This window comes from Pseudomonas sp. RT4P38, assembly GCF_054897765.1.
In genome coordinates this window covers 18,596-40,257 of sequence record NZ_CM142703.1, presented here as the reverse complement: position 1 = coordinate 40,257, position 21,662 = coordinate 18,596, and the positions used below count along the sequence as shown (strand labels likewise).

At 59.4% G+C, this 21,662-nt stretch carries 25 protein-coding genes and 1 pseudogene; 7 read left to right on the top strand and 19 right to left on the bottom strand.

Annotated elements, in window-relative coordinates; all coding sequences use genetic code 11:
- Positions 1 to 3: 3 nt before the first annotated feature.
- The 4 genes from ACYZT7_RS00215 to exbB all read right to left on the bottom strand — a co-directional run bounded on the left by ACYZT7_RS00215 (position 4) and on the right by exbB (position 3,333).
- The gene (locus ACYZT7_RS00215; protein ID WP_462039486.1) at positions 4 to 933 is read right to left on the bottom strand and encodes a LysR substrate-binding domain-containing protein; all 930 of its coding nucleotides are present in this window, start codon (positions 931 to 933) and stop codon (positions 4 to 6) included.
- Between the two features lie 253 nt (positions 934 to 1,186).
- Positions 1,187 to 1,933: an energy transducer TonB family protein gene (locus tag ACYZT7_RS00210; RefSeq protein ID WP_462039485.1), complete on the bottom strand. Its 747-nt coding sequence runs from the start codon at positions 1,931 to 1,933 to the stop codon at positions 1,187 to 1,189.
- Positions 1,930 to 2,358: a TonB system transport protein ExbD gene (gene exbD / locus ACYZT7_RS00205; RefSeq protein ID WP_095126905.1), complete on the bottom strand. Its 429-nt coding sequence runs from the start codon at positions 2,356 to 2,358 to the stop codon at positions 1,930 to 1,932. Before exbD ends, ACYZT7_RS00210 begins: the two co-directional genes overlap by 4 nt.
- A 6-nt stretch (positions 2,359 to 2,364) precedes the next feature.
- Entirely contained in the window at positions 2,365 to 3,333 is a 969-nt protein-coding gene (exbB, locus tag ACYZT7_RS00200) for a tonB-system energizer ExbB (RefSeq protein WP_462039484.1), read from the bottom strand.
- 189 nt (positions 3,334 to 3,522) lie between these two features.
- On the opposite strand from exbB, the gene ACYZT7_RS00195 reads away from it, so the two are divergent.
- On the top strand, positions 3,523 to 4,380 hold the full coding sequence (locus tag ACYZT7_RS00195; protein WP_462039483.1) for an SDR family oxidoreductase: 858 nt from the start codon (positions 3,523 to 3,525) through the stop codon (positions 4,378 to 4,380).
- Between the two features lie 44 nt (positions 4,381 to 4,424).
- On the opposite strand, the gene ACYZT7_RS00190 is transcribed toward ACYZT7_RS00195, so the two are convergent.
- The 6 genes from ACYZT7_RS00190 to ACYZT7_RS00165 all read right to left on the bottom strand — a co-directional run bounded on the left by ACYZT7_RS00190 (position 4,425) and on the right by ACYZT7_RS00165 (position 9,731).
- Positions 4,425 to 5,165, bottom strand: coding sequence for a hypothetical protein (locus ACYZT7_RS00190; RefSeq protein ID WP_461967174.1), 741 nt, complete (start codon positions 5,163 to 5,165; stop codon positions 4,425 to 4,427).
- A 71-nt stretch (positions 5,166 to 5,236) separates the two neighbouring features.
- Positions 5,237 to 5,617 (bottom strand): RidA family protein, encoded by a 381-nt coding sequence (locus tag ACYZT7_RS00185; RefSeq protein ID WP_003229509.1) that lies wholly within the window; start codon positions 5,615 to 5,617, stop codon positions 5,237 to 5,239.
- A gap of 24 nt (positions 5,618 to 5,641) precedes the next feature.
- The gene (spoT, locus tag ACYZT7_RS00180; RefSeq protein ID WP_033059343.1) at positions 5,642 to 7,747 is read right to left on the bottom strand and encodes a bifunctional GTP diphosphokinase/guanosine-3',5'-bis pyrophosphate 3'-pyrophosphohydrolase; all 2,106 of its coding nucleotides are present in this window, start codon (positions 7,745 to 7,747) and stop codon (positions 5,642 to 5,644) included.
- Between the two features lie 56 nt (positions 7,748 to 7,803).
- Positions 7,804 to 8,067, bottom strand: coding sequence for a DNA-directed RNA polymerase subunit omega (gene rpoZ / locus ACYZT7_RS00175; RefSeq protein ID WP_007894670.1), 264 nt, complete (start codon positions 8,065 to 8,067; stop codon positions 7,804 to 7,806).
- 167 nt (positions 8,068 to 8,234) lie between these two features.
- Positions 8,235 to 8,855: a guanylate kinase gene (gmk, locus tag ACYZT7_RS00170; RefSeq protein WP_462039482.1), complete on the bottom strand. Its 621-nt coding sequence runs from the start codon at positions 8,853 to 8,855 to the stop codon at positions 8,235 to 8,237.
- Between the two features lie 12 nt (positions 8,856 to 8,867).
- Positions 8,868 to 9,731, bottom strand: coding sequence for a YicC/YloC family endoribonuclease (locus tag ACYZT7_RS00165; RefSeq protein ID WP_008150145.1), 864 nt, complete (start codon positions 9,729 to 9,731; stop codon positions 8,868 to 8,870).
- 270 nt (positions 9,732 to 10,001) lie between these two features.
- On the opposite strand from ACYZT7_RS00165, the gene rph reads away from it, so the two are divergent.
- Both rph and ACYZT7_RS00155 read left to right on the top strand, forming a co-directional pair.
- Positions 10,002 to 10,724, top strand: coding sequence for a ribonuclease PH (gene rph, locus ACYZT7_RS00160; protein ID WP_010465211.1), 723 nt, complete (start codon positions 10,002 to 10,004; stop codon positions 10,722 to 10,724).
- 28 nt (positions 10,725 to 10,752) lie between these two features.
- Positions 10,753 to 11,121, top strand: a complete 369-nt coding sequence (locus ACYZT7_RS00155) for a DUF4870 domain-containing protein (RefSeq protein ID WP_207259900.1) — start codon at positions 10,753 to 10,755, stop codon at positions 11,119 to 11,121.
- An 80-nt stretch (positions 11,122 to 11,201) separates the two neighbouring features.
- On the opposite strand, the gene ACYZT7_RS00150 is transcribed toward ACYZT7_RS00155, so the two are convergent.
- Positions 11,202 to 11,981: an exodeoxyribonuclease III gene (locus ACYZT7_RS00150; protein ID WP_007934608.1), complete on the bottom strand. Its 780-nt coding sequence runs from the start codon at positions 11,979 to 11,981 to the stop codon at positions 11,202 to 11,204.
- 82 nt (positions 11,982 to 12,063) lie between these two features.
- Between ACYZT7_RS00150 and pyrE the strand changes: the two genes are divergently transcribed.
- A complete protein-coding gene (pyrE, locus tag ACYZT7_RS00145; RefSeq protein ID WP_007894680.1) occupies positions 12,064 to 12,708 on the top strand; it encodes an orotate phosphoribosyltransferase in 645 nt (214 codons plus the stop codon).
- 129 nt (positions 12,709 to 12,837) lie between these two features.
- Here the strand turns inward: pyrE and ACYZT7_RS00140 are convergent, their stop codons facing one another.
- From ACYZT7_RS00140 to coaBC, 7 genes and pseudogenes are all read right to left on the bottom strand, one after another.
- Positions 12,838 to 13,035 carry a hypothetical protein gene (locus tag ACYZT7_RS00140; RefSeq protein ID WP_462039481.1) on the bottom strand — a complete coding sequence of 66 codons (198 nt, stop codon included), beginning with the start codon at positions 13,033 to 13,035 and terminating at the stop codon, positions 12,838 to 12,840.
- The gene (locus tag ACYZT7_RS00135; protein ID WP_462039480.1) at positions 13,022 to 13,594 is read right to left on the bottom strand and encodes a hypothetical protein; all 573 of its coding nucleotides are present in this window, start codon (positions 13,592 to 13,594) and stop codon (positions 13,022 to 13,024) included. The genes ACYZT7_RS00140 and ACYZT7_RS00135 overlap by 14 nt, the downstream gene beginning before the upstream one ends.
- A gap of 17 nt (positions 13,595 to 13,611) precedes the next feature.
- Positions 13,612 to 13,821: a hypothetical protein gene (locus ACYZT7_RS00130; protein WP_134420911.1), complete on the bottom strand. Its 210-nt coding sequence runs from the start codon at positions 13,819 to 13,821 to the stop codon at positions 13,612 to 13,614.
- A 188-nt stretch (positions 13,822 to 14,009) separates the two neighbouring features.
- Positions 14,010 to 14,915, bottom strand: coding sequence for an acetylglutamate kinase (argB, locus tag ACYZT7_RS00125; RefSeq protein ID WP_008007602.1), 906 nt, complete (start codon positions 14,913 to 14,915; stop codon positions 14,010 to 14,012).
- 25 nt (positions 14,916 to 14,940) lie between these two features.
- Positions 14,941 to 16,344: pseudogene (locus ACYZT7_RS00120) on the bottom strand (phosphomannomutase/phosphoglucomutase); the annotation flags it as partial.
- A gap of 259 nt (positions 16,345 to 16,603) precedes the next feature.
- A complete protein-coding gene (dut, locus tag ACYZT7_RS00115; protein WP_134420907.1) occupies positions 16,604 to 17,059 on the bottom strand; it encodes a dUTP diphosphatase in 456 nt (151 codons plus the stop codon).
- A gap of 5 nt (positions 17,060 to 17,064) precedes the next feature.
- Positions 17,065 to 18,273, bottom strand: coding sequence for a bifunctional phosphopantothenoylcysteine decarboxylase/phosphopantothenate--cysteine ligase CoaBC (coaBC, locus tag ACYZT7_RS00110; protein WP_462039479.1), 1,209 nt, complete (start codon positions 18,271 to 18,273; stop codon positions 17,065 to 17,067).
- Between the two features lie 135 nt (positions 18,274 to 18,408).
- On the opposite strand from coaBC, the gene radC reads away from it, so the two are divergent.
- The gene (gene radC / locus ACYZT7_RS00105) at positions 18,409 to 19,083 is read left to right on the top strand and encodes a RadC family protein (RefSeq protein WP_462031254.1); all 675 of its coding nucleotides are present in this window, start codon (positions 18,409 to 18,411) and stop codon (positions 19,081 to 19,083) included.
- A 127-nt stretch (positions 19,084 to 19,210) separates the two neighbouring features.
- Here the strand turns inward: radC and ACYZT7_RS00100 are convergent, their stop codons facing one another.
- The gene (locus ACYZT7_RS00100) at positions 19,211 to 20,797 is read right to left on the bottom strand and encodes an ABC transporter substrate-binding protein (RefSeq protein WP_462039478.1); all 1,587 of its coding nucleotides are present in this window, start codon (positions 20,795 to 20,797) and stop codon (positions 19,211 to 19,213) included.
- A gap of 447 nt (positions 20,798 to 21,244) precedes the next feature.
- On the opposite strand from ACYZT7_RS00100, the gene rpmB reads away from it, so the two are divergent.
- Both rpmB and rpmG read left to right on the top strand, forming a co-directional pair.
- Positions 21,245 to 21,478 carry a 50S ribosomal protein L28 gene (gene rpmB / locus ACYZT7_RS00095; RefSeq protein ID WP_007894701.1) on the top strand — a complete coding sequence of 78 codons (234 nt, stop codon included), beginning with the start codon at positions 21,245 to 21,247 and terminating at the stop codon, positions 21,476 to 21,478.
- An 11-nt stretch (positions 21,479 to 21,489) separates the two neighbouring features.
- Positions 21,490 to 21,645: a 50S ribosomal protein L33 gene (gene rpmG / locus ACYZT7_RS00090; protein ID WP_007894709.1), complete on the top strand. Its 156-nt coding sequence runs from the start codon at positions 21,490 to 21,492 to the stop codon at positions 21,643 to 21,645.
- Positions 21,646 to 21,662 lie beyond the last annotated feature (17 nt).

Genomic DNA, 21,662 nt, shown 5'->3' with positions numbered 1-21,662 from the left:
GACTTAGGCCGCAACCACCGGTGCTTGCGGCTGGGCCACCGAGCACAGGCGAATGGAGTCAGCGAGGATTTCAATCGCCTTCGGCCGCGGAAAGCTCGCGCGCCAGGCGATGGCCACGGTGCGGAACGGCACCGGAGGCGTCAGTGGGCGCACTTCGATCACGCCGGGAGCGTAGTGATGGCTGTCGACTGCCGACAGCGGCAGGATCGAGATGCCGAGGCCGGACGCAACCATGTGGCGGATGGTTTCCAGGGAACTGGATTCCACCGTGGTGTGCTTGGCGCCGTCGTTGCCTTTGGCGAGGGTCGGGCAGGCTTCCAGCACTTGATCGCGGAAGCAGTGGCCTTCGCCGAGCAGCAGCAGGCTCTTGTCGTTGAGCAGGCTGGCGTCGATGGTTTCTTTTTGGGTCCACGGGTGCTGGGCCGGCATCAGGACGTAGAACGGCTCGTCGTAGAGCTGCAGGGTCAGGACGTCGGCTTCGTTGAACGGCAGGGCGATGATGATCGCGTCGAGCTCGCCGTTGCGCAGTTTGTCGCGCAGCACGTGGGTGAAGTTTTCTTCGATGTACAACGGCATCTGCGGGGCGACCCGGTGCAGTTGTGGAATCAGGTGCGGAAACAGGTACGGGCCGACGGTGTAGATCGCGCCGACTTTCAGCGGGGCAGTCAGCTGGTTCTTGCCGGCCTGGGCCAGTTCGCGGATGCCTTGGGCTTGCTCCAGGACTTTCTGCGCCTGGGCGACAATGCCTTCGCCGACCGGGGTCAGGCGCACGGCACTCTTGCTGCGCTCGAAAATCAGCACACCGAGTTCGTCTTCAAGCTTTTTCACGCCCACCGACAGGGTCGGCTGGCTGACATGGCAACGCTCGGCCGCGTGGCCGAAGTGCTGCTCTTGGGCGAGGGTAACGATGTAGCGTAATTCTGTAAGAGTCATAGCAAGCGTCCATGAAGTTGCGAGCCAAGCATACCGGCTGCAATCGATAGACGCACGTTATCAGACTGAGTGTGTTAAGTGACACAGGGCAAGCAGGTTTGCCGCTGGCAGATAAACAAAAGGCACCTTTCAGTACCCTTTTGGCCGGATTGGGAACCTGTGGGAGCGAGCTTGCTCGCGATATGCAATGCAACAGTCCACGAAGATGTTGAATGTGATCGCCCCATCGCGAGCAAGCTCGCTCCCACATTGATCAGCGGCGTTTTTCCAGCGAGTAAACAAACGGTGCAACGATTTCGATCGAGCCGTTGTTCAGCATGTCGGCCGGTGGTTTTGGCAGCGGTTGGGCGCGGCGGATCATTTCCAGGGTGGCCCGGTCCAGATCGGCATTACCGGAAGCGGTCACCAGTTCAAACGACAACACGTTACCTTCGGCATCCACCACGAAGCGCAGACGGTTCATCCCTTCCTTGCTCCGCGCCTGCGCACTGGCCGGGTACTTCTTGTACTTGGCCAAGTGAGCGAGCAGGGTGCCTTGCCAACTGGCCTTGGCCGCTTGCTGCGCCGGTGATGGGCCCGGTGCCGGTTGTGCGGATTTCTCCGTTGGCGCCTGAGTCGGTTGCGCGTCGCTCGGTTTTTCCTCGGACGGCTTCTCTTTAGGCGGTTCCGGCTTTTTCTCCACAGGCTTGGGCGGTTGAGGCTTGGGCTTGGGTTTGACCGGTTTCGGGACGGCGATCTCGGCCTTCGGCACTTCAGCCAGCTTCGGTATCGGCAGTTCTTCCACCGGGGCGGGTGGCTGTGGCGGCGTTATGACCTTCGGCGGTGCCGGCGGTGGCGGGGCCGGAACCGGTGCCAATTCGACCATCATCGCCTGCGGCGGCAGTTCGATCGGTGGGCGCGACGTCCAGTTCAGCGCCAGCGCAATGGCCAGCGCATGGACGCCCAGCACCACGGCCAGGCTCCCGCTATAACGCGTCAGCTTTTGGCGCGTCGTGATCATTTCTTGGCTGCCGTCTCGAGTCCGACCAGACCCACCTTCAGGTAACCGGCAGAGCGCAGGTTGTCCATCACGCTCATCAGGTCGCCGTAGTCCACGCCTTTATCGGCCTGGAAGAAGATCGTCGTGTCTTTCTTGCCTTTGGTCCTGGCGTCGAGGGTGGCGCCGAGTGCTTCGGCCTTCACCTCGTCTTCGCCGAGGAACAGGCGTTGATCTGCCTTGACGCTGAGGAACACCGGTTTCTCTGGCCGTGGCGCCGGTTTGGCGCTGGAAGCGGGCAGGTCGACCTTGATGTCCACGGTGGCGAGCGGGGCCGCCACCATGAAGATGATCAACAGCACCAGCATCACGTCGATGAACGGCGTGACGTTGATTTCGTGGTTCTCGGCCAGATCGTCGTCTGCGCCTTCTTTCAAATGCAAGCCCATGGCTGATTACCCTACTTTGACCATGTGGGGTTGCGCGGAGCGCTCGGTGGTCGGCAGGTGATCGAGGTCACGGCTGACCAGCAGCAGGACTTCTGCCGAAGCGTCGGACACCTGCGCCTTGTAACCGGCGATGGAGCGGGCAAAGACGTTGTAGATCACAACGGCCGGAATCGCTGCAACCAGACCCAGCGCGGTTGCCAGCAGGGCTTCGGCGATGCCGGGAGCGACGACAGCGAGGTTGGTGGTCTGGGTTTTGGCGATGCCGATGAAGCTGTTCATGATGCCCCACACGGTACCGAACAGGCCGACGAACGGCGCGGTGGAACCGATGGTGGCGAGCACGCCGGTGCCGCTGCTCATGTTGCGACCGCAGGCTGCAACCAGACGCTCAAGGCGGAAGGCGACGCGTTCCTTGATGCCTTCTTTCTCGCGGCTGTTGACCGACAAACGCATCTCTTCCAGGGCGTCATGCACCAGCAAATTGGCGAGGGTGCCTTGCTTGGTGGCGGTCACACTGGCTTCTTTAAGCGTGGTGGCTTTTTTCAGGTGGACGATTTCGGTGCGCAGACGACGCTTGGCGCCCATCAGCTCGAAGCCTTTGGCGATCCAGATGGTCCAGGTGATGATCGAGGCGATGGCCAGACCGATCATCACGATTTTCACGATGATGTCGGCGTTCTGGTACATGCCCCACGGCGACAGGTCGTGGGCCATGCCCAGGGTGTTGTCGGCTTCGAGGACTTCCGGAATGTCTTCGGCAGTGGTGTCTACAGCTTGGGCCGGGTCGGTCGCAGCCGGGGTAACATGATCAGCTGGAGTTGGAGCTGGAGCAGCAGTGGCTGCCGGAGCGGCTGGCGCTTGTGCGTCAGCGAAAGCGGCGGTCGGCGCCAGCATCAGGCTGAGCAGCAGGGCGGCCACCGCGCTCCAGGCGCGAGGTCGTTTGGTTGGCGAAGCGGGGAATTGATTGCGTGTCATGCTGGCCGGACCTGAGAAAGAAAAACGGTAGATGCTCTTCCAGGCCTCGTGAGGCCGAGAACAAAAGTGGCAGGCATTATTGCAAGTAATTCTTGTTAACAAAAGTAATAGAGTATCTTTTTTTCCTTCATTGCTAGCCGCTCGTCCATTGCCGGCGCTAGTCTGTGCCTTTCTGATGGGAGTTTTCTGATGTCCGCGCCCTCTGTTTTGATCGCCGGCTGTGGTGATGTTGGTAGTCGTCTGGCCACGCAATTGTTGGCTGGCGGATGGGAGGTTCACGGCTTGCGGCGTGATGTCTCGCGTCTGCCAAAGGGCGTGATCGGCGTTGCCGGTGACTTGTTCAATGAAGACTGTCCGGCGACCTGGCCAGTCGGTGCGGTGGATTATCTGGTGTATTGTGCCGCCGCTACCGATCACGATGAAGCCGGTTATCGCGCTGCTTATGTGCAGGGCTTGCAGCATGTGCTGGACTGGCTGAACGACTACGGTCAGGTGCCCAATCGCCTGCTGTTTGTTTCCAGCAGCAGTGTGTATGGCCAGCAGGATGGCGAGTGGGTCGACGAGACTTCGCCGACCGTTGCAGCAGGCTATTCAGGTCGATTGATGCTGGAGGCTGAGCAAGTGGCACTCCAAAGCGGCATCCCGGCCAGCATCGTGCGTTTGACCGGCATTTACGGCCCGGGCCGCGAATGGCTGCTGACGCAGGTTCGTCGGGGTTATCGCGTGGCCGTTGACCCGCCGCTGTACGGCAATCGCATTCACGCCGACGACGCGGCGGGGCTTTTGGCTTACCTGCTTGAAGCGGATCGACGCGGTGTGGCGCTGGATGAGGTCTATATCGGAGTGGACGACGCGCCTGCGCCGCTGGCCGAAGTGGTGGGCTGGTTGCGTGAGTATCTGGGCGTGACCGAATGGGCTGAAGACGCGAGCGTACGGCGCACCGGCAGCAAGCAGTGCAGCAATGCTCGGGCGAAGGCCTTGGGCTGGACGCCGAAGTACTCAAGCTATCGAGAAGGCTACGCCGCGATCCTCGAAGGCCGCTGCTAACTCCCACACCCCACAAACCAAATGTGTTGGCCTTTAGGGGCGGGTTACTGCTTTTCCAGTAACCACTTGCGCTCACCCGGTGTGAACGAAGGCATCTCGTCTGCCTGAGCCGTGTTTACGGCCTGGAGGATCTCTAGTTCTTTGCCCTTGCGCGCAAAGATCCAGGTGTTGCCCTGGCCATTCACTTGCAGCCACATGTTGTCGTTACCGCTGCTCATCGAAGCGCAATCACCGGCCAGACACAAGGCATAGCGATCCGCACCCGGCAGGCCGGCAACCTGGCCGTCAGCCTGGAATTGCACGGTATTGCCTTCACCGGGACCGCTGACGACTTTCCAGCTGCCGCCCATGTAGGCCGAGTACAGCGCGCGCTCGAAGCTGGCGCCGATTGGTGCGCCGTCTGGCACCTGAACCTGAGCGCGATCGAAGACTTGCTCCGGCTCATTGTCGTTGGCGGCTTGGCTCAGTTGCTTGCCGTCACGCTTCAGCTCGCTGGCGGAGCTGCCATAAAAGTCGATTTTCCAGGCCCCGGACTCTTCGCCCAGCAGCTTGCCGTCGACGTTTTCAAAACCATTGGTGTAGCGGGCCTGACTGGCCTTGGTGTTGACGTCCCATTCCAGGTTCGGGCCATAGGCCTGGAGCGCTTCACGCAGGGGGCCGCCTTTGGATGCAGCATCGATCGCCACCTGATTGATCCAGGTACCGCTGATATCACGGTCGGCGGGGTTGCTGGCACAACCGCCCAGGAATAGGGCGAGCAGCGAGAGAACAAGCGCTTGGCGCATGGTGGAATCCTTTCAAAACGCTTTTTATACGTTCGGCAGCGGCGCAGCCGTGAAGGGCTGCGCCGGGCGCATTACTCGATGACCAGAATGGCATCCATTTCAACCTGCGAACCCTTTGGCAGGGCTGCTACGCCAATGGCGGCGCGGGCAGGATAAGGCTGGTCAAAGTACTTGCCCATGATCTCGTTGACCTTGGCGAAGTGGCTCAGGTCGGTGAGGAAGATGTTCAATTTGACGATGTCCTTGAACGAACCGCCAGCGGCTTCGGCGACGGCTTTGAGGTTCTCGAACACCTGGACGGTCTGGGCTTCGAAGCCCTCAACCAGTTCCATGGTTTTTGGGTCCAGAGGAATTTGACCCGACATGTAAACGGTGTTGCCAGCCTTGATCGCCTGGGAGTAAGTACCGATGGCGGCCGGGGCCTTGTCGCTGGTGATAACTGTTTTGGTCATGAATGACTCCTTGTAATGAGTGGCTTACGCACGCATGCGAGTGATGCGAATCACCCCGGTCAGGGCGCGCAGTTTCTTGATCACGCGGGCCAGGTGCACGCGGTCGTGCACGCTGACCACCAGTTGGACCACGCTGATGCGACCATCGCGTTCGTCCATGCTGATTTTTTCGATATTGCCGTCGGCCGCGTTGACGCTGCTGGCCAGCAGAGCGATCAGGCCGCGCTGGTGTTCCAGCTCGACGCGCAGTTCGACATTGAATTCGCCGGTGACATCCTTGGCCCACGAGAGCTGGATACATTTTTCCGGATTGTGGCGGATTTCGCTGATGTTGCGGCAGTTGTCCAAGTGCACGACCATGCCTTTGCCCGCGGACAAGTGGCCGACAATCGGGTCGCCCGGGATCGGTGTGCAGCACTTGGCGTAGCTGAGCACCAGGCCTTCGGTGCCACGAATCGCCAGCGGGCCTTCCGCGCTTGGCAGCTGTTCGCCTTCGCCGAGCAGGCGGCGAGCGACCACATAAGCCATGCGATTGCCCAGGCCGATGTCTTCGAGCAAGTCTTCGATCAGTTCGAGACGGTACTCGGTGAGCATCGCTTTGACTCGCTCGGCCGCGACTTTCTCCAGCGAGCTGTCGAAGCCATTCAGCACTTTGTTCAGTAGGCGTTCGCCGAGGCTGATGGATTCGGAGCGGCGTTGCAGTTTCAGTGCATGTCGGATGTGGGTCCGCGCCTTGCCGGTGACCACGAAGTTGAGCCACGCCGGGTTCGGCCGCGCGCCGGGGGCGCTGACGATCTCGACCGTGGAGCCGCTTTGCAACGGTTCGGACAGCGGTGCGAGACGACGATTGATCCGACAGGCAATGCAGCTGTTGCCCACGTCGGTGTGCACCGCGTAAGCGAAGTCGACCGCCGTGGAGCCTTTAGGCAGCTCCATGATCCGGCCTTTGGGCGTGAACACGTAGACCTCGTCCGGGAACAGGTCAATCTTGACGCTCTCGATGAATTCCAGCGAGTTGCCGGCCCGTTGCTGCATCTCCAGCACGCCTTTGACCCACTGACGGGCGCGGGCGTGAGTGCCTTTTGGCTGCTCGTCGCCGCTGGATTTGTACAGCCAATGCGCGGCGATGCCGTTGTTGGCCATCTCTTCCATTTCACGGGTGCGGATCTGGATCTCGATCGGAACACCGTGCATGCCGAACAATGTGGTGTGCAGCGACTGGTAGCCGTTCGCTTTGGGGATCGCGATGTAATCCTTGAAGCGCCCCGGCAACGGTTTGTACAAATTGTGCACGGCACCCAGCACGCGGTAGCAGGTATCGACCTTGTCGACGATGATCCGGAACGCATAGACGTCCATGATCTCGTTGAAGGCCCGACGCTTGCCGCGCATTTTCTTGTAGATGCCGTAGAGGTGTTTCTGACGACCGCTGACCTCGCCCTGAATGCCGTCGATGGCCAGGCAGTGGCTGAGTGATTCTTCGATCTTGTTGACGATTTCCTTGCGGTTGCCCCGGGCGCGTTTGACCGCCTGGTTAATCCGTGCGGAACGCATCGGGTGCATCGCCTTGAAGCCGAGGTCTTCGAATTCTATGCGGATGGCGTGCATGCCCAGCCGGTTGGCAATGGGCGCATAGATTTCCAGGGTTTCCTTGGCAATCCGTCGGCGTTTTTCGCCGGACAGGACTTCCAGCGTGCGCATGTTGTGCAGGCGGTCAGCCAGCTTGACCAGGATCACGCGAATGTCGCGGGCCATGGCCATGGCCATTTTCTGGAAGTTTTCGGCCTGGGCTTCGGCTTTGGTCTCGAAGTTCATCTGGGTCAGTTTGCTGACCCCGTCGACCAGTTCGGCCACGGTTTCGCCGAACTGCGCTTGCAGCGCTTCCTTGGCAATACCGGTGTCTTCGATCACGTCATGCAGCATCGCAGCCATCAGGCTCTGATGGTCCATGTGCATGTCGGCAAGAATATTCGCAACCGCGAGTGGGTGCGTGACGTACGCCTCGCCGCTACGGCGGCGTTGGCCATCGTGAGCTTGTTCGGCGTAGAAGTACGCTCGGCGGACCAGGTTGACCTGGTCCTTGCCGAGGTAGGTCGATAAGCGATCGGCGAGGGCGTCTATGCTCGGCATGATAAATCCTGCCGTTCGCTGTGACCCCGCGCCGTGCTACGTCGACCAGGCATGGCTTAGACGGCCTCGTTGGACTCGTCCTCGAACGCTGCGAACAGCGGTTCGTCTTCGACGATTTCAGCATTGGCGATGAACTCGTAGCTCATCAGGCCTTCAGCGATTTCACGCAAGGCTACAACGGTAGGCTTGTCGTTTTCCCACTGGACTAGTGGCTCTTTGCCGCCGGTGGCCAGTTGACGGGCACGCTTGGTAGACAGCATGACCAGCTCAAAGCGGTTTTCCACGTGGTTTAGGCAATCTTCAACGGTTACGCGGGCCATGGTATTCCTCGGAGCGAATGCAATATGCGCGCTGCCCGGTTGGGCGAGCGGACTCAACAGTTTAAAAAATCACCAGCGTTTAGGGAAGCGCTGATTTTTTGACCAAGCCCTTCAACGCGCTGCAAGTGCCAATGTAAAGCCCTTGCAGCGGTTTTGGGAAGAGCGAATCAGCCCAGTAATTCAGCCAGCAATTTGCCGTGACGCTGTTGCTGACGCTTCTGATGCAGCTGATTGGCGCGGAAAATCGCCTTCAAATCGTCCAATGCGTGGGCGAAATCGTCGTTGATGATCAGGTAGTCGTAGTCGACGTAGTGGCTCATCTCACTGACCGCTTCGCGCATCCGGCCCTCGATGATCTCGTCGCTGTCCTGGCCGCGATTGGTCAGGCGCTGGTGCAAGGCCTGCAGGGACGGAGGCAGAATGAAGATCGAACGAGCCTGGGGCATCAACTTGCGCACTTGCTCTGCACCCTGCCAGTCGATTTCCAGAATCAGGTCGTGGCCTTCGTCCAGGGTCTGCTGCAGATGGCTTTGCGAAGTGCCGTAGAGATTGCCGAACACTTCGGCGCGCTCGAGGAAATCTCCATGCTCGATCATCTTCACGAAGTCGCTGCGTTCGACGAAGTGATAGTTCACGCCGTTCACTTCACCGGGGCGCATGGCGCGTGTGGTGTGGGAGACGGAGACGCGGATCTCCTGATTAGCGTCGGTCAGGGCCTTGACCAGGCTGCTCTTGCCCGCGCCCGAAGGTGCGGAAATGATGTACAGGGTGCCGGTGCTGTGGGTCATGTCGGGTTTGCCTTACTCAATATTCTGCACTTGTTCGCGCATCTGCTCGATCAACACCTTGAGGTTGACCGCCGCCTGGGTGCTGCGCGGGTCGAAGGCTTTGGAGCCCAGTGTGTTGGCTTCGCGGTTGAGCTCTTGCATCAGGAAGTCCAGGCGCCGACCGGCAGCGCCACCGGATTTGAGCACCCGGCGAACTTCGATGATGTGAGTGCTCAGGCGATCCAGTTCTTCGGCGACGTCGCTCTTTTGCGCGAGCATGACCATTTCCTGCTCCAGCCGCTGCGGGTCCATCTCGGCCTTCATGTCGGCAAAGCGATCGAGGACTTTCTGGCGCTGGGTGGCGAGCATCTGCGGGACCAGTTCACGCAGGGTCACCACGTCTTCTTCAATGGAGGTCAGGCGATCATTGATCAACCGTGCCAGCTCCGCGCCTTCGCGCTCGCGGCCGGCCTTGAGTTCTTTCAGACCTTCGTTGAACAGCGCCAGTGCTTCGGCATTCAAGGCTTGCGGGTCAGTTGCATCGCCCACCAGCACGCCAGGCCAGGCCAGGACTTCCAGCGGGTTCAGTGCGGCCGGATTCTTGATCAGGCCGGCGATGGTCTCGGCGGCAGCGACCAGTTGGGCGGCGCGCTCGCGGTCCACTTGCAGTGGTTTGTCGGTGTTTTCTTCGGTGAAGCGCAGGGTGCATTCGAGCTTGCCCCGGGAGATTCCCTGGCGCAGCGCTTCGCGGACCGCGCCTTCGAGGTCGCGAAAGGACTCCGGCAGACGCAAGTGCGGCTCCAGGTAGCGGCTGTTGACCGAGCGCAGTTCCCAGCTAAGGGTGCCTTGGGCGCCGGCTTTTTCGACGCGGGCGAAGGCGGTCATGCTGTGCACCATGGAGGTACCTCGCAATGCAGGTTCATGCGTTACCAAAGGTTTCGCAGGCCTGATCTATATGAATTTAAGCCGAGAGGCAGCAAAGGCGCAGGATTGTAGCGCAGTGGGGCGAATGCGCCCAAACACGAGGTGTGACAAAGGGCTGCAGGCCGTCGGTAAAGCGCTATTCAGGGCCTTCAGTCGTCGGGGGATTTTTTTAGAAGTGCCCACTCGTGGCCCTGCGGCTCTATAATGCTCGGCAGTTTTCCGTCCCCCGTACAGGTACTCCCTATGAAACGTCCAAGTGGTCGCGCTGCCGATCAGCTCCGCTCGATCCGCATTACCCGCAACTACACCAAACACGCCGAGGGATCTGTACTGGTCGAGTTCGGTGATACCAAAGTCATCTGCACCGTCAGCGTCGAGAACGGCGTGCCGCGGTTCCTCAAAGGTCAGGGCCAAGGCTGGTTGACCGCTGAATACGGCATGCTGCCGCGCGCCACTGGCGAGCGTAACCAGCGTGAAGCGAGCCGCGGCAAGCAAGGCGGCCGTACCCTGGAAATCCAGCGTCTGATCGGCCGTTCCCTGCGTGCTTCGCTGGACATGTCCAAGCTGGGCGACGTCACCTTGTACGTCGACTGCGACGTGATCCAGGCTGACGGCGGCACCCGCACCGCATCCATCACCGGCGCCATGGTTGCACTGGTCGACGCGTTGAAAGTGATCAAGAAGCGCGGCGGCCTGAAAGGCGGCGACCCGTTGAAGCAAATGATCGCAGCCGTTTCGGTGGGCATGTATCAGGGCGAGCCTGTGCTCGATCTCGACTATCTGGAAGACTCGGCAGCCGAAACTGACCTGAACGTGGTGATGACCAGCACTGGCGGCTTCATCGAAGTTCAGGGCACTGCCGAAGGCGCACCGTTCCAGCCGGAAGAGCTGAACGCGATGCTGGAACTGGCGAAGAAAGGCATGACCGAAATCTTCGAACTGCAAAAGGCTGCACTGGCCGACTGATCGGACCGCTCCAGGCAAGGAGGACGTTATGAGTGACGAGCAACAGCTACTTCCCACCCCGAGCAAAGAGGTTCGGCAGTGGGCGATGTTTTGTCACCTGTCCGCCTTGCTGGGGATCTGGATTCCGTTCGGTACGTTGATCGGTCCGCTGATTCTCTGGCAGATGAAGCGCGAGATGGACCCGTTCATCGATGCGCAGGGGAAGGAGGCGCTGAACTTTCAGATCACCGTCGCCATTGCTTCCGCCATCTGCTTCCTGCTGATGGTGGTGATCATCGGGTTCTTCATGTTTGGTCTGGTGGCGATTGGTGCGTTGGTGCTGACCATCATCGGTGGCGTGAAGGCCAATGAAGGGGTGCCTTACCGTTACCCATTCACGTGGCGGTTGATCAAATAATCACCGCGCTCCTACTGGAATGGGGCGCGCACAAAAAAGCCGACACTGAAGTCGGCTTTTTTGTGTCTGCGAAAAAGCGCTTAAATCGTCAGCGTCCAGTCGTAGTCCACGATCAGCGGCGCGTGCTGCGAGAACCGTGGCTGGCGAGGCAAACGCGCGCTACGTACGAAGCGGCGCAGACCCGGTGTCAGCAACTGATAGTCGAAACGCCAACCGAGGTTGAGCATTTCAGCCTGTTCGTTATCCGGCCACCAGCTGTACTGGTCACCTTCACGGCTGACTTCGCGCAGGGCATCGACATAACCCATGTTGCCGACAATCTCGTCCATCCAGGCACGTTCAGGTGCCAGGAAACCCGGGGATTGCTGGCTGTCGCGCCAGTTCTTGATATCCAGCTTCTGTTGCGCCACGTACAGCGAGCCACAGTAAATGTACTCGCGACGTTTGCGTCGCTGTTTATCCAGATAACGGGCGAAATCGTCCATTAGCTTGAACTTCTGGTTCAAGTCTTCATCGCCATTCTGCCCCGAAGGGAGCAGCAAGGTCGCGATGCTGACCTTGTCGAAATCGGCTTGCAGGTAGCGCCCGTAGCGGTCGGCCGTCTCGAACCCGAGACCGCTGATGACTGCCTTCGGTTGCAGCCGCGAATACAAAGCCACGCCACCTTGGGCGGGAACTTCGGCTTCGCAGGCATAAAGGAAGTAGCCATCCAGTTGGAAGGCTGGATCGTCCAGTTCAAAGGCGGAGGCGCGGGTGTCCTGCAGGCAGATGACGTCGGCATTCTGTGCTTGCAGCCAACTGAGCAAACCTCGCTCCACTGCAGCCTGAATACCATTGACGTTCACACTGATGATCCGCATAAATGGCCCCAAAAATCGCGTGCGTGTATGATACACGGCGTCAACCTAATTAGCTAAATCCGTGGTATTTGGGGTTTTTTTCATGCAAGCGTATCAGCGCGATTTCATTCGTTTTGCCATCGATCGCGGCGTTTTGCGCTTCGGCGAGTTCACCCTGAAGTCCGGGCGCACCAGTCCTTACTTCTTTAATGCCGGCCTGTTCAACTCGGGGTCGGCCCTTGCGCAGCTGGGTCGTTTCTACGCGGCAGCCATCGTCGAGAGCGGTATTTCGTTCGACGTACTCTTCGGTCCAGCCTACAAAGGTATCCCTTTGGCGGCGACCACTGCAGTGGCCCTGGCCGAACATCATGGTCGTGATCTGCCATGGTGCTTCAACCGCAAGGAAGCCAAAGCTCACGGCGAAGGCGGCAGCCTGGTCGGTGCACCGTTGACCGGCGACGTGCTGATCATCGACGACGTCATCACCGCTGGCACTGCAATCCGTGAGGTGATGCAGATCATCGCTTCCCAGGACGGCGCCAAGGCGGCGGGCGTGCTCATCGCCCTGAACCGTCAGGAGCGTGGCAACGGTGAGTTGTCGGCAATCCAGGAAGTGGAGCGTGACTTCGGCATTCCAGTGATCAGCATTGTTTCGTTGAACCAGGTGCTGGAATTCCTGGCGGACGATCCGCAGCTCAAGCAGCATTTGCCAGCGGTTGAAGCCTACCGCGCCCAGTTCGGCGTCTGACGTAAAGGCCCTGTTTTTACAGGGCCTTTTTTTCATCTGGCGATTAACGCAGACTGCACCATTTCGCACACAGGCGCAGGGTTAACCGGGCGTTGAACAGCGCAAACACCATCAGTGCAAACACAACCATCACGTAAAGTGTGCGATCCACGCGCAGGCGAACAAAACGTTCGTTACCTTTTTTCGGCTACGTTTTCTGGCGAGCGGGCCAGATTGGCTTTCATCCAGCTCCAGTGCTTCATGCAGCCTCGGCCACGCAAGGTTGAACATGAAGGTGGTCAAGGTCAGCAGCAATCCACTGACCGCCACGATGTCACTGAACGGCATTGATCCCCAGCGTTGCGCAGAGCAGGTCGTGGGAATCCTCGCTAATCTCGAACTGCCCGGCGCTGCCTTTACGTTTTGTGATGGGTTTGAAGGTCGGTTCGTTCTGTGTGATCAGCATGTTCAGCTCATCACGAATGACGTCAGAACTGATCACCACCAGGTACACCGTCTGCGCATGCTCCGCAGACTCGATCACGGCTCGCATGCTGTGCTGCAGAATATCGTCCAGCTGATTGCGAAAGCGCGAAACGGTGTTTTTCAGCAGGGTTTTGCTTTGGCTCTGGGTCAGCTGAAAAATCGTCGATATCTGAGATTCGGTCGGCAATGTCTGCCCGAAGTAGCTTTGAATCAGATACAGCAAGCGGTCCTGTTTCGCTTCATCGGCCCGACTCGGCATACCGCCTTCAACCAGCATTTTCAAGTATTCGGTCAGGCTCGCCTTGGCGATACGCTGTAAGGCATGAGCGATTTCGCTGTCGGATATCTTCAGGGTCTTTTTGACCGGCCCCTTCTGCTCCTGCTCGAAAGCCTGGGCGTCGATCGTGAACGAGATCTGCATGGCCGAGTCTCCCGTGATCACTTACCGGATTTCGGATAAGGGTCGTCCGTTGCGTCTCCTTGGCCGCTGAGGATTTTCCAGCCGTTTTGTACGTGCAATGAATCCAGGCGTTGCGGGCAGGGCGGCAAGGATTTTTTCGATTGGTTGGAATACTCGTAGCCGCAGTCGGCGCATTCGTAGGTGCCTGCGGATACGTCGCTGCCGTTAGGTGCGTAAACTTTTTGCATGGTGAGGTCTCCTGTGGGTACAGGGACGATCCTATGCGGACTAATGCTGGCGGGATGTCGGACGTTTCGCTTAATCAGGTCAGGCATTTCCTGCGCACAAAAAAAGATCGCAGACTTCGTCAGCTCCTACGGAATATTCGTACATCCGTGGGTGCTGCCGAAGGCTGCGATCTTTTGATGTACTTGAATCAGTGACGCTTGCGATTGCTGATCAAAGTACCCACACCGGTATCGGTGAAGATCTCAAGCAGAATTGCATTCGGAACCCGACCATCGATGATCAGCGAGCTGCCAACGCCGCCTTGCACGGCTTCCAGTGCGCAACGGATCTTCGGCAGCATGCCGCCGTAGATCGTGCCGTCGGCGATCAAGTCGTCGACCTGTTGGGTGGTCAGGCCGGTCAGGACCGTGCCCGACTTGTCCATCAGGCCTGCGATGTTGGTCAGCAGCATCAATTTTTCAGCTTTCAGCGCTTCGGCGACTTTGCCTGCCACCAGGTCGGCGTTGATGTTGTACGACTCACCGTTGGCGCCAACGCCGATCGGCGCGATCACTGGAATAAAATCGCCTTTGACCAGCAGATTCAGCAGATCGGTGTTGATGCCGACCACTTCACCCACCTGGCCGATGTCGATGATTTCCGGTTGGGTCATCTCCGGCGTCTGGCGGGTCACGGTGAGCTTCTTCGCACGAATCAGCTCGGCGTCTTTACCGGTCAGGCCGATGGCGCTGCCGCCGTGACGGTTGATCAGGTTGACGATGTCCTTGTTCACCTGGCCGCCGAGGACCATTTCCACCACATCCATGGTTTGTGCGTCAGTCACGCGCATGCCATCGATGAAGTGGCTCTCGATCGACAGACGCTTGAGCAGGTCGCCGATTTGCGGGCCGCCGCCGTGAACCACCACCGGGTTAATGCCGACAGCTTTCATCAGCACGATGTCGCGGGCGAAGCCGGTTTTCAGCTCCTCGCTTTCCATCGCGTTGCCGCCGTATTTGATCACCAGCGTCTTGCCGACATAGCGGCGAATGTAAGGCAGCGCTTCGGACAGGACCTTGGCGGTGTTGGCGGCGGCTTCGCGTTCGAGGGTCATTCAGGGCTCCGGGTGCTTCGTTAAATCAAAACGGTAATTGGAGATCAGGTGCAACACGCTTCAACTGGACTTTGAATACGTCCTTGATGCGCTGCAATTCCGCCTCGTCATCGGCCTCGAAGCGCAGCACCAGCACCGGTGTGGTGTTGGACGCGCGCACCAGGCCCCAGCCTTTGGCGTAGTCGACTCGCACGCCGTCAATGGTGGTCAGGTCGGCGCCTTCGCCCCACTTCGCGTCGTGCAGTGCATCAATGATGCTGAATTTGCTCTCTTCGGTCACATGGATATTGATTTCCGGCGTAGAAATATCGTTCGGGAAGGTCGCAAACAGCTCTTCCGCGGTGGATTTTTCTTTGCTGAGGATCTCCAGCAGACGAGCGGCGCTGTAAATGCCGTCGTCGAAACCGAACCAGCGCTCCTTGAAGAAGATGTGCCCGCTCATTTCGCCGGCCAACAGGGCGCCGGTTTGCTTCATTTTCTTTTTGATCAACGAGTGGCCAGTCTTCCACATTAGCGGACGGCCGCCGTATTCCTTGATCAGCGGCGTCAGGCGACGGGTGCATTTGACGTCGAAGATGATCTCCGCGTCAGCGTTGCGCGCCAGCACGTCACGGGCGAACAGCATCAGCAGGCGGTCCGGGAAGACGATGCTGCCGGTGTTGGTCACCACGCCGACGCGGTCGCCATCGCCGTCGAAAGCCAAGCCGAGGTCAGCGTTGGTTTCCTTGACCTTGGCGATCAGGTCCACGAGGTTTTCAGGCTTGCCCGGATCCGGATGGTGATTCGGGAAGTTGCCGTCGACATCGCAGAACAGCGGGATGACTTCGCAGTTCAGGGCTTCGATCAGTTGCGGTGCGATCACGCCGGCCGCGCCGTTACCGCAGTCAACAACGACTTTGAGGCGACGAGCCAGTTTGATGTCCTGGACGATTTCGGTGTTGTAGCGATCGAGGATCTCGACCTTGGTAATGCTGCCCTTGCCGCTGCTCAGGTTGTTGGTCTTGAGGCGTTCGTGCAGGGCCTGGATCTGTTCGTTGGCCAGGGTGTCGCCAGCGATGACGATTTTGAAACCGTTGTAGTTCGACGGGTTGTGGCTGCCGGTGAGCATGACGCCGGATTTGCCTTCCAGCACGTTGGCGGCGTAGTACAGCGCAGGCGTTGGCACCAGGCCGACGTCGCTGACGTGGCAACCGCTGTCGGCGAGGCCTTTGATCAGTTGTTCGACCAGCTCCGGGCCGGACAGGCGACCATCACGGCCGACGGACACGTTGGGTTCGTCCTGGGCCAGGCTCTGGGAGCCGATGGCGCGGCCTAGCCAATAAGCGGTTTCAGCGTTCAAGAATTCCGGGACGGTGCCGCGAATGTCGTAGGCGCGGAAGATGCTGTCGGGGAACTTGGGTGCGACTTGGGCTGGGCTGCTCATTACTGGAAATGCTCCATCTCGAAGGGTGGCTGGACCTGCTGCGAAGAACTCGTCGGCAGGCTCAAACTGAAGGGTATGACGGCGTTTTCCACTGAGAGTTCGTGGTGTGCAAAGGCCATGCCCCCAACATTAGCCAGCGATTGGCCGGCCAATGCCTTGATTTTGGGCGGTAAACCTTCCAGATGAGGCTAGTGCAATTTTCGTCCTTGAACGCAAAAAAACTGGCGTCAGGGCCGGGCAGACTGCCCAGCCTGAGACCCTGCGATCAATGGCTGCCGGAATGCCCGAAACCACCAGCACCGCGCTCGGTTTCAACGAACTCTTCGACCATCTCGAAGTGCGCTTGAACGACCGGCACCAAAACCAGCTGGGCCAAACGCTCGCCCACCACCATGTTGAAGTCGGTCTGGCCACGGTTCCAGCACGACACCATCAGCGGACCCTGGTAATCCGAATCGATCAGGCCGACGAGGTTGCCCAGCACGATTCCGTGCTTATGGCCCAGGCCGGAGCGCGGCAGAATCAGCGCCGCCAGGCCCGGATCGCCGATGTACACCGACAGACCGGTTGGAATCAGCAGGGTTTCGCCCGGCTTGATGACGGTGTCTTTTTCCAGCATGGCGCGCAGGTCGAGGCCGGCGGAGCCTGGTGTGGCGTACTGCGGCAGCGGGAAGTCGGTACCGATGCGAGGGTCGAGGATCTTGGCTTGCAAAGCGTGCATGTAAATTAAACCTGGTTCAGACGTTCGGAGATAAAAGTGATCAGCTGGCGGGCAATTTTGCTCTTGCTGGTCTGGGCGAAAAGTGTGGCGTGTAGCTGGCGGTCGATCACGCTGCAGGCGTTCTCTTCGCTGTTGAAGCCAATGCTCGGGTTGGCGACGTCGTTGGCGACGATCAAATCGAGGTTCTTGTCTTTCAACTTGCGGGCAGCGTAATCGAGCAGGTGTTCGGTTTCAGCGGCGAAACCGACACTGAACGGACGGTCAGGGCGGGTGGCGATGGTGGCCAGAATGTCTGGGTTACGCACCATCTGTAGCAACAAGCCGTCGCCGTTCGTAGGGTCTTTCTTGAGTTTCTGTGGGGCGACGACTTCCGGGCGGTAGTCCGCGACTGCCGCAGAAGCAATAAACAGATCGCAAGGGATCGCGGCTTCACAGGCGGCGAGCATGTCGCGGGCGCTGACCACGTCGATGCGGGTAACTCGATCTGGCGTTGGCAGGTGCACCGGACCGGTGATCAGCGTCACGCGGGCACCGGCTTCCACCGCGGCTTCGGCCAGGGCAAAGCCCATTTTTCCGGAGCTGTGGTTGGTGATGTAGCGCACCGGGTCGATGTTTTCCTGGGTCGGGCCGGCGGTAATCAGCACGTGTTTGCCGGTCAGCGCCTGGCGGTGGAAGCAGTCCGCGGCGCATTGGGCAAGGTCGGTGGCTTCGAGCATGCGGCCCATGCCGACGTCGCCACAGGCCTGGCTGCCAGAGGCCGGGCCGAAGACTTTCAAGTGGCGGCTTTCGAGCAGTTGCAGGTTGGCCTGGGTCGCTGGATCGCGCCACATGGCCTGGTTCATGGCCGGGGCAACGGCGACCACGGCGTCGGTGGCCAGCACCAGGGTGGTCAGCAGGTCATTGGCAATGCCTTGGGCCAGACGGGCGATCAGGTCCGCAGTGGCGGGGGCGATCAGCACCAGGTCGGCCCATTTGGCCAGCTCGATGTGGCCCATGGCAGCTTCGGCCGCCGGGTCCAACAGGTCGAGGTGGACCGGGTGTCCGGACAAGGCCTGCATGGTCAGCGGGGTGATGAACTCGCTGCCGCCACGGGTCATGACCACGCGCACTTCGGCGCCCTGGTCGATCAGTCGGCGAACCAGGTCGGCGCTTTTGTAGGCAGCGATACCGCCGCCGACGCCCAGAACGATGCGTTTCCGATACAGCCGCTGCATAGGTCTGCCTTTCAATTCGATGGTGACTGCATGGCGATACCCCCTCCCCAGGGATGAAATCGCCAGCAAAAAAGATGGGCTACGATATCACAGCGACCGCTACGGAACAGCGGCGCCCACACACAGGGAGGTGCTATGAGTATTCGTGATTGGCCGGCGGCCGAGCGCCCGCGGGAGAGGTTGCTTGAGTTGGGCTCTGGGAGTCTTTCGGACGCCGAACTGCTGGCGATTTTTTTACGAACCGGCGTGTCGGGTAAAAGCGCGGTAGATCTGGCGCGACACCTGTTGAATCAGTTTGGCAGCCTGCGCGCACTGCTTGAGGCCGATCAGGAGGCATTCAGCAGGCAATTGGGGCTCGGACCCGCAAAATTCGCTCAGTTGCAAGCGGTACAGGAAATGGGCAGACGGCATTTAGCCGAACGTGCGCGCCAAAAATCGGCACTGGAAAATCCGCAGGCAGTTCGTGATTACCTGAAGTCGATGCTGCGCCACGAGCCTCACGAGGTGTTCGGGTGTCTGTTTTTGGATTCCAAGCATCAAGTGCTGGCCTTTGAAGCGTTGTTTCGCGGCTCTATCGACAGCACGAGTGTCCATCCAAGACAGGTGGTCAAGCGTGCACTTGCCCACAACGCTGCAGCGTTGATCCTCTGCCACAACCATCCGTCGGGCAACACCAACCCCAGTCAAGCCGACCGCACGCTGACCAAGCGCCTGCAAGAGGCGCTGGACCTGATCGATGTGCGGGTACTCGACCACTTCATCATCGGTGACGGCGATCCGCTGTCCATGGCCGAGTACGGCTGGATGTAGCGGGGCGACCAACCCCCCTGTGGGAGCGAGCTTGCTCGCGATGGCGTCGTGTCAGTCACCCTATTCAGTGATGGAAGGAACGCCATCGCGAGCAAGCTCGCTCCCACAGGTTTTGTGTTGGGGCGGATTACTTGAGGCTGACTTTGGAGTAATCCTGACGACCAAACGGGCTGACCGAGTAACCCTCGACGTCTTTACGCATCAGCGCGAAAGCGGTCGGGTGGGCCAGCGGCAGCCACAGTGCCTGCTGCTGGATCTGCGCCTGAGCCTGTTCGTAGAGCTTGGTACGCACACCTTGCTCGCCGGTGGTCTTGCCGGCGCTGATCAGCTTGTCCAGGTCCTGGTTGCAGTAGCGGGCGAAGTTGGTGCCGGACTTGACCGCGGCGCAGGAAAACTGCGGCGTGAGGAAGTTGTCCGGGTCACCGTTGTCGCCGGCCCAGCCCATGAACAGCAGGTCATGTTCACCGGCCTTGGCGCGGCGAATCAGTTCGCCCCATTCGATTACCCGAATCTCGGCCTGAATACCGATCTCAGCGAGGTCGGATTGGAGCATTTGAGCGCTGAGGCTCGGGTTCGGGTTGAGCAGGCTGCCGGATGGTCGGGTCCAGATGGTGGTCTGGAAACCGTCCTTGAACCCGGCCTTGGCCATCAATGCCCGAGCCTTTTCGACGTCATGCGGGTAGCCCGGCAGGCCTTTGGCGTAGCTCCAGGTGTTAGGCGGGTAGGGGCCATTGGCGGGTTGGGCGGTGTCTTCGAACACGGCTTTGACGTAGTTGGCCTTGTCGAACGCGAGGTTGATCGCCTGGCGCACTTCAGGCTTGTCCAGCGGTGGGTGCTGGCTGTTGATGCCGACGAACGCGGTCATGAAGGCGTCAGTCTTTTCGACTTTCAGCGTCGGTTCTTTCAGCGCTGCCTGTACGTCCAGAGGCTTGGGCGACAGGGCGATCTGGCACTCGTTGCGGCGCAATTTCTGCAACCGTACGTTGGCATCCGGGGTGATGGCGAAGATCAACGGGTCCACCGACGGCTTGCCGCGGAAGTAATCCGGGTTGGCCTTGTAGCGAATCGAGGCATCTTTCTGGAAGCGCGTGAAGATGAAAGGACCGCTGCCGATCGGCTGGCTGTTGAGCTTCTCCGGGGTGCCGCCCTTCATCAGCTTGTCGGCGTACTCGGCCGAGTAAATCGAGGCGAAGCCCATGCTCAGGGTCGCGAGGAAGGTCGAGTCCGGGTGATCAAGGGTGAAGCGCACGGTCAGCGGGTCCAGGGCGTCGATCTTCTTGATCAGTGCAGGCAACTGCATCGACTGGGCGTGCGGATAGCCGCTCTTGGCGACTTTGTGCCATGGGTTTGCCGGGTCGAGCATGCGGTCGAAGCTGAACTTCACGTCTTCGGCGGTCAGGTCGCGCGACGGGCTGAAGTACTCGGTGCGGTGGAATTTCACCTGCGGATGCAATTTGAAGACATAGGTCAGGCCGTCTGGCGTGATTTCCCAGCTGTCCGCGAGGCTGGCGACCACTTTGCCGCTGGCGGTATCGAAGTCCACCAGACGGTTCATCAGCACGTCAGCCGAGGCGTTGGTGGTGGTCAGTGAGTTGTATTGCACCACGTCGAACCCTTCCGGGCTTGCCTCAGTGCAGACGCTCAGCGCGGCGGCATGGGCCAACGGGCTCAGCAGAAGAGGAGCGAGCAACAGCGATAGGGCAGCGAGGCGCATGGTCGGATTCCTTTACAGATCGAAGGCCCATCTGCAAGTGCAGTCTGGAAAAGGCTTACCCTAGTGGGCTCTTTTGCAAATGACTATCCCCTTTTTCATTTTAAGGGGACTATAGGCGATCGTTTTCGGTGAGTGCGGGCTGAGAAGAATCCTGGATTGGCGTGTTGGCCGATTCTCTGCGACGAGCGGTCTCTATCGACGACAGCCTTTATCCAAGGCGCTCGGAGCCCGAAAAGTGGGGTTTTTATCAACTCAACGCACACGGAATGTTGTTGCTCTCTAGTCTTTCTGGTATAAAGCAGCGCTCTTTTCTAGGGGCCCGGTTCCTTCACTTGTAGGTGTAGCCGGTAAGACCTCTAAAGAAACGCGGCGCCTGGCGCCAAATGACTGAGAGATTAAGCGGCCAACCCATGCCGGGTTGGGCATGTGGTTTTAGAGGGCTGAGGCATGTCGAGAGTATGTCAAGTTACCGGTAAGGGTCCGGTGACTGGGAATAACATTTCCCACGCAAACAACAAAACCCGTCGTCGTTTCCTGCCGAACCTGCAGCATCACCGCTTCTGGGTTGAAGAAGAGAAACGTTTCGTGCGTCTGCGCGTATCTGCCAAAGGCATGCGTATCATCGACAAGCGTGGCATCACTGTCGTGCTGGCCGAAATCCGCAAAGCTGGCAAGATCTAAGGGAGCTAATCATGCGTGAATTGATTCGTTTGATTTCGAGCGCCGGTACTGGTCACTTCTACACTACCGACAAGAACAAGCGCACTACTCCGGACAAAATCGAGATCAAGAAATTTGATCCGGTTGTTCGTAAGCACGTGATCTACAAAGAAGGCAAAATCAAGTAATTGATTTTTCCGACTTA